The 6,229-nt window shown below is 29.3% G+C and carries 5 protein-coding genes and 1 other RNA gene; all 6 read right to left on the reverse strand.

Features of this window, described 5'->3' with window-relative positions:
• Positions 1–80: 80 nt before the first annotated feature.
• Positions 81–1,163, reverse strand: coding sequence for an SDR family oxidoreductase (locus Q0370_RS04610; protein WP_299572733.1), 1,083 nt, complete (start codon positions 1,161–1,163; stop codon positions 81–83).
• A gap of 279 nt (positions 1,164–1,442) precedes the next feature.
• Positions 1,443–2,165 (reverse strand): 16S rRNA (guanine(527)-N(7))-methyltransferase RsmG, encoded by a 723-nt coding sequence (rsmG, locus tag Q0370_RS04615; RefSeq protein ID WP_299572737.1) that lies wholly within the window; start codon positions 2,163–2,165, stop codon positions 1,443–1,445.
• Positions 2,166–2,216: 51 nt separating this feature from the next.
• The gene (gene mnmG / locus Q0370_RS04620) at positions 2,217–4,139 is read right to left on the reverse strand and encodes a tRNA uridine-5-carboxymethylaminomethyl(34) synthesis enzyme MnmG (RefSeq protein ID WP_299572740.1); all 1,923 of its coding nucleotides are present in this window, start codon (positions 4,137–4,139) and stop codon (positions 2,217–2,219) included.
• A 201-nt stretch (positions 4,140–4,340) separates the two neighbouring features.
• Positions 4,341–4,679: a transfer-messenger RNA gene (gene ssrA, locus Q0370_RS04625) on the reverse strand.
• A gap of 66 nt (positions 4,680–4,745) precedes the next feature.
• On the reverse strand, positions 4,746–5,252 hold the full coding sequence (locus tag Q0370_RS04630; RefSeq protein ID WP_147004712.1) for a small multi-drug export protein: 507 nt from the start codon (positions 5,250–5,252) through the stop codon (positions 4,746–4,748).
• Positions 5,253–5,411: 159 nt separating this feature from the next.
• Positions 5,412–6,143 (reverse strand): bifunctional 2-polyprenyl-6-hydroxyphenol methylase/3-demethylubiquinol 3-O-methyltransferase UbiG, encoded by a 732-nt coding sequence (locus Q0370_RS04635; RefSeq protein WP_299572747.1) that lies wholly within the window; start codon positions 6,141–6,143, stop codon positions 5,412–5,414.
• Positions 6,144–6,229: the final 86 nt, after the last annotated feature.

The following is a 6,229-nucleotide window of genomic DNA, read 5'->3' on the forward strand; positions in this document are numbered from 1 at the left end:
AAATTAGTTTTTAAAAAAATTTGGTAAAATGTCGCAATTAATATTGCAATTTATGTTTTAAAACAATATTTTTTAGATAATTATAAATATCCATTTTCTTTATACCAGTTTATAACATCCTTTAAAGTTTCATCCAACGATCTAAATTCACATCCTAATTCTTTTTTACTTTTTTTATGACTGAAATTATTTCGCATATAATCATTTTTGATGACACGTATTGTAGCCTTGTTTATTAATGTCTCTTTTTTAGTTAATTTACTGATTAATTCATTAAATACAGCCAGTATTTTTAAAAAAGGTAAAGGTATAACCCTTTTTGGAGCTGGAATTCCTGTTACTTTAGATAATTCTTCTAACAATTCTTTCATAGTCATAAATTTTCCAGCTGCAAGATACAATTCTCCTCTTTTTCCTTTTTCCATTGCCATTATTTCGTGTTCTGCTACATCACGTGCATCTACAACGCTATAGCTTGAGGGTATAATTCCTGGTATCTTTTTATTTACATAATCCATAACAAGCTGTCCTGATGAAGTAGGTCCCATGTCTCCAGGACCAAACATAAATCCTGGAAGTACAAAACAACAAAATATATCAGGATTTTCATTCAAAAATTTTTTAACAGCTTCATCGCTTAATATCTTACTACGGTAATAATCATTAATTTCTTTGTCATGTTTATCACGTAACATTGTTTCATCAATAAGCTGATTCTTTTCTGCTTTAAGTACTGCAATCGAAGAAGTGTGAACCATGTTTTTTATTCCTGCTTTTTTTGCAGCAGTCATTAAATCTATAGTTCCTTTCACATTTGTATTATAAAGTTTCGACCAGTGATTTTCTCCACCTTTATACGCTTCCTTGAAATAAGCTGCTGTATGAAAAAGTCCATCGCATCCTTTAAGAGCTTCTTTATAGCTATCTGGATTATTAAGATTTCCTTCTACAAAAGTAATTTCTAAATCTGGAAACTGTTTTTTTGCATTTTTTATATTCCGTACTAATCCTGTTACTTTTATTCCTCTATTAACTAGCACTCTTACAAGATTATTTCCTAAAAGCCCCGTTGCTCCTGTTACAAATGCATGCTTTATCTCCCTTTTTGCAGTAAAAATGCTATTTGATTTTTCATTTTCATTATTTAGATTTATTTTTTCCATATATTTATCTCCTATTTTTATTTATCTTAATATTTTTTGTTTAGTCATTATACTTAAATAATATAAACTTTTCAAGTACTTAAAATTTCTATACTTAGTAAGGTTTAATATACTAAAGTTGAAAATTCAGGAAAATTTGGAAAAAAAATATTAGCTGTCTTAGTAATTACTAAGTAGTCATTTTTTGTTTTAAAATTTATTTTCTTCATATAAATAAAAAAACTGAGACAAAATCTCAGTTCTTGTTTCTAATAATTTTACAATTTTTAAACTTTTTATTTATAACGGCTTCTTGGATGGAATTCCTATTTTTCTTGGATATTTTTTGTCTGTTTTTTGCAGTTTTAAAATTTCCAAAATTATCCTTTTATCCATACTTTCCGGAAGATTAAATTCAAAAGTTTTGTTTATTTTTGCATTTAAAATCTTTAGAGCATTTTTCGATTCCTCTATTTCGTTTAGGTTTAATTTTTGCGGTAAAAATCGTCCATTTACTTTTATGAATGGAATCATATACTCCAGTATTATTCTTAAATTGGCTACTCCTCGACAAAGAGCAACATCAAAACATTCTCTTCTATCTTTTATTAATTCTTCTGCACGTTCAAAACTTGTGGTTACATTCTGTAAATTTAATTCTTTTATTACTTCATTTATGAATTCTATTTTTTTCCTTACTGAATCTACTAGCAAAAACTTTTTCTCTGGGTAATAAATGGCAAGTACAAGCCCAGGAAATCCAGCGCCTGTTCCCACATCTATAAAAGATTTTTCATCATCATTTATAACTTTTGTTAAAAGTAAGGAATCTACAAAATGTTTTTCCAGCATTCCTTTTTTCTCTCGAATTGCCGTTAAATTCATAATTTGATTTTTATTATATAAAAGTTCTAAAAATTTTAGCATTTGTGTAATTTTTTCGTCTGGCACTTTAATTTCTGATTTTGAAAGCAAGTTTAAGAAATATTCTCTTAAATTGGCTTCTTCGTTTATATTTTCCACTTTTTCTCCTTACGTTCCATTAATATATAAAAGTTTTTTTATAGCTAGATTTTATTTTAAAACTCCATCTAAATACATGAGCAGCACAGAAATATCTGCTGGCGTTACTCCAGACATTCTGGATGCCTGTCCTACATTATATGGTCTATTTTCTTTTAATCTTTGTTTTGCTTCTCTTGTAATTCCCTTCATACTGTCATAGTCGAAATTTTTAGGAATTTTTTTATCATCCAGTTTTTGCTGTTTTTCCATAATTTGGATAGCTTTGGCGATGTAGCCTTCATATTTTGTCTGAACTTCAATTTGATATTCAGTTTCATCGTCAAAATTTAGATTTGGCACATTTTCAATGATTTCAGCGATATATTTTATATCCTGATATGTAACTTTTGGACGGCGTAAAATTTCCTTTAAAGTCGTTCCACTTTTTAGACTTTCGTTATATTTATCAAGAATTTCCATGAGTCTTTGGTTACTGCTTCCAAGTTTTATATTCTCAAGGTTTTCTATTGTTTCCTTAACATTTTTTTTCTTTTCCTGTACAATATCATAATATTTTTTATCAAGAAGCCCGATTTTATAAGCCTTTTCAGAAAGTCTTATATCAGCGTTGTCTTCACGTAAAATAAGTCGGAATTCAGATCTTGCGGTAAACATTCTGTATGGTTCAAACAGTTCCTTATTTATTAAATCGTCTATCATTGTCCCAATGTACGAACTTTCTCTGTCTAAAATAAACGGCTCTTCTCCTTTAATTTTTAAAGCTGCATTGATTCCTGCGATAATTCCCTGTGCAGCAGCCTCTTCATAACCGCTTGTCCCGTTTAGCTGTCCAGCTAAATAAAGTCCTTTTACTTTACGGGTTTCAAGAGTGTAGTCAAGTTCGCTAGGGTCTACAATATCGTATTCCACCGCATAACCGTATCGCATTATATGGGCATTTTCAAGTCCATCAATTGTATTCACTATCTTTTGTTGCAAACTAGCGGGATAGCTTGTGGAAAGTCCACTTATGTAGACCTCTGCCGTATCAAATCCCTCTGGTTCCAAAAACAGATGATGGCTGTCTTTATCATTAAATTTTACAACTTTATCTTCAATTGACGGACAGTATCTTGGCCCTGTACTGCTTATACTTCCATTATACATCGGTGCTTTATCTAGATTATCAAGTATTAGTTTATGTGTTGTTTCATTTGTCCGTGTTATGTAACATGATAATTGAGGTTTTTCTAGAACTTCACTATTTGGCGTTCTCATTGAAAATTTTAATGGAATACCTGTTATTCCTGGTTGTTCTTCCAATTTTTCCAGATTTAATGTTCTGATATCAAGTCTAGGAGGTGTCCCTGTCTTGAATCTATCCATTTTAAATCCTAAAGATTTCAGGGAAGTTGTTAAATCTTCTGCCGATAACTCTCCCATTCTTCCACCTTTTACCCTCTTATCTCCAATGTATAAAAGCCCTCTTAAGAATGTTCCTGTTGCAAGTATAACTGCTTTTGCAAAAAACTCCATTCCTGTCTTAGTTCTTATCCCTTTTATAACTTTTTCAATTCTTCTAGAATCATCTTCAAAAATTTCAACTTCTTCAACAATTAATTCTGTGACAATATCTTGAACGGTATCTAAATTTTCTTGATTTTCTATTGTTTTTTTCATTTCCCTTGCGTAAATTTTTCTATCTGCCTGAGCCCTTAACGAACGAACTGCTGGTCCTTTTTTGGTATTTAGAATTCTCATTTGTACAAAGCTTTTATCCATATTTCGTCCGATTTCTCCACCTAATGCGTCAACTTCCTTAGCCAGATGGCTTTTTGCAGGCCCTCCAACTGACGGGTTACAAGACATAACACCTATATTATCTAATGTTATTGTAAAAATTGCTGTATTCAATCCTAATCTCGCTGATGCCAATGCCGCTTCAATTCCTGCGTGTCCAGCACCAACTACAATTACATCATAATTTCTCATTTTATTTATAAATTGTAATTTTTTATGCTCAAAATAACACTTTGACCTAAAATTACACTCTCCTTTCGTTTCCAATTCTTTTTATAAATCCATTATATATTAATATTTTGTTTTTTTCAATAAAGTATTTTCAAAAAAGAAAAAACGAGTTATGCAACTCGCTTACAGTTTATTTAATAATTCGATTTTTATTTTCTGTTTTGGTGGAAATGACGGGAATCGAACCCGTGTCCAAAATAAAAAGTTCTTACTATCTTCTACAAGTTTAGTCTATTTAACGCTTTAACCATTAGATATTAAACAGACAAAAGTCTAAAGGCGAGATTATAAATTTTCCTTAGATGACATAATCATACATCCAAGTAAGCCATTAAAAATGACATCATCTAATGGAAAAATGGCGTTTCCAAAAGAGATGAGCCGCTATCTTAGGCAGCTAATGCGTAATTATCGTTTCCGATTATTTTTAAGTTGGATTTTAAAGCTCCCACTTACTTGCCAATAGTAATCTTTTTATCCTGTCGAAACCAAAACATTCCCTTATTTTAAAATTTACTTTTTTAGTATAGCATATATTTAAAATTTTGAAAAGATATTATTTAAAAATTATATTAAAAATCCTATCACTCCGTATACTCCCAATGTTACAAGAGCCGCTGCAATTAATACCCCAAAAAGAATATATAAAAAAGATTTTTTTCTGTCAAATTGAAGTAATGCCGCAATCAATGCTCCTGTCCAAGCACCTGTTCCTGGAAATGGAATAGCTACAAAAATCATAAGTCCCAAAAATTCCTTATTTGCGATACTTTCACTTCTGCTCATCGCTCTTTTTTCAATTTTTTCAATAAAGTTTACCAATATATTCTTCTTTTTCATAAATTCAAATAATTTTACTACAAATAAAAGAATAAACGGTACAGGAAGCATATTTCCAATAATTGAAACAATCATATTCAAATACCAAGGTAATCCAATAGCTGCTCCAATCGGTATTGCTCCACGAAGTTCAATTATAGGCAGCATTGATATAAGAAATATTCCTATAATCTTATTTAGAAGCGGAGCTCCAATTAAAGTTACCTTTATAAAATTTTTAAAAGATTTCATAATTTTTACTTTTTACTTTATAATAATTAAATCCATTAATTATCATAAATTTCTCCTTTATTGATTATTTACGTTAATTCAAGAGAACGCATACTCTATTTTATTATTTAAAATTTCATCTTAATTCTTACAAAAATTTATATATTTACAACATATTTCAAACTAAATCTCATCAGTTTTTGTAATCACAAATATTAATGGCTGTGATTTTTCCAAAACAAACTCAGACTCATTAAAGCCTCCAAATACTTTTACATTGCTTATTCCTAACTGTTCAAAAAATTTCATAAAATCAAAATAATTAACATTTGTTAAAATTTCTTCATTTTCAAGCTTATCATCCAAAATAGTTTTAAAAATCACATTATTATCAGAATTTTTGTAATAATAACGTTCAAATTTCACATTTTCATTTTCAATCAATGGTAAATTTCCCAAAAAATTAGATTCAGATTTTTGATTTTCAAAAAATTTATAAAAATTTATTAACTGAATAATCAGTTTCCCATTATTTTCAAGCTGTGAATAAGCCTTTTTTAAAAACAAAAAAATCTCATCTTTGCTATTCAAATGTGGTAATGTATTTCCAACATTTATTATTGTGTCGAATTTTCCCAATTTATCAATTTTCATCATATCCAAATTTTTTACATCAACATTTTTTTCTTTAGCCTGCTCAATCAATTTTTCATTTATATCAATGGAAATTACATCATATCCTTCATTTTTTAGAAATTTTGACAAATTACCTGTTGCAGCTCCTACATCAAGCACTTTTTTTCCTGTAACATATTTTTGAAAAAAATTTTTCTGAACATCTGAAAGTGAAAAGATAAAATCGTATTTTTCTGCTATTGTATCGTAAAACTTCTTCATATTTTCTTTATTTTTCATATTTTCTCCTTTACCCCTTGACAAATCCTTTGTAACCTGTTACGCGCGCACGCACATGTGCGTACACTTTTTCAGAAATAAGAAAA

This window comes from uncultured Leptotrichia sp., assembly GCF_938036635.1.
In the GTDB taxonomy this organism is placed as follows: domain Bacteria; phylum Fusobacteriota; class Fusobacteriia; order Fusobacteriales; family Leptotrichiaceae; genus Leptotrichia; species Leptotrichia hongkongensis.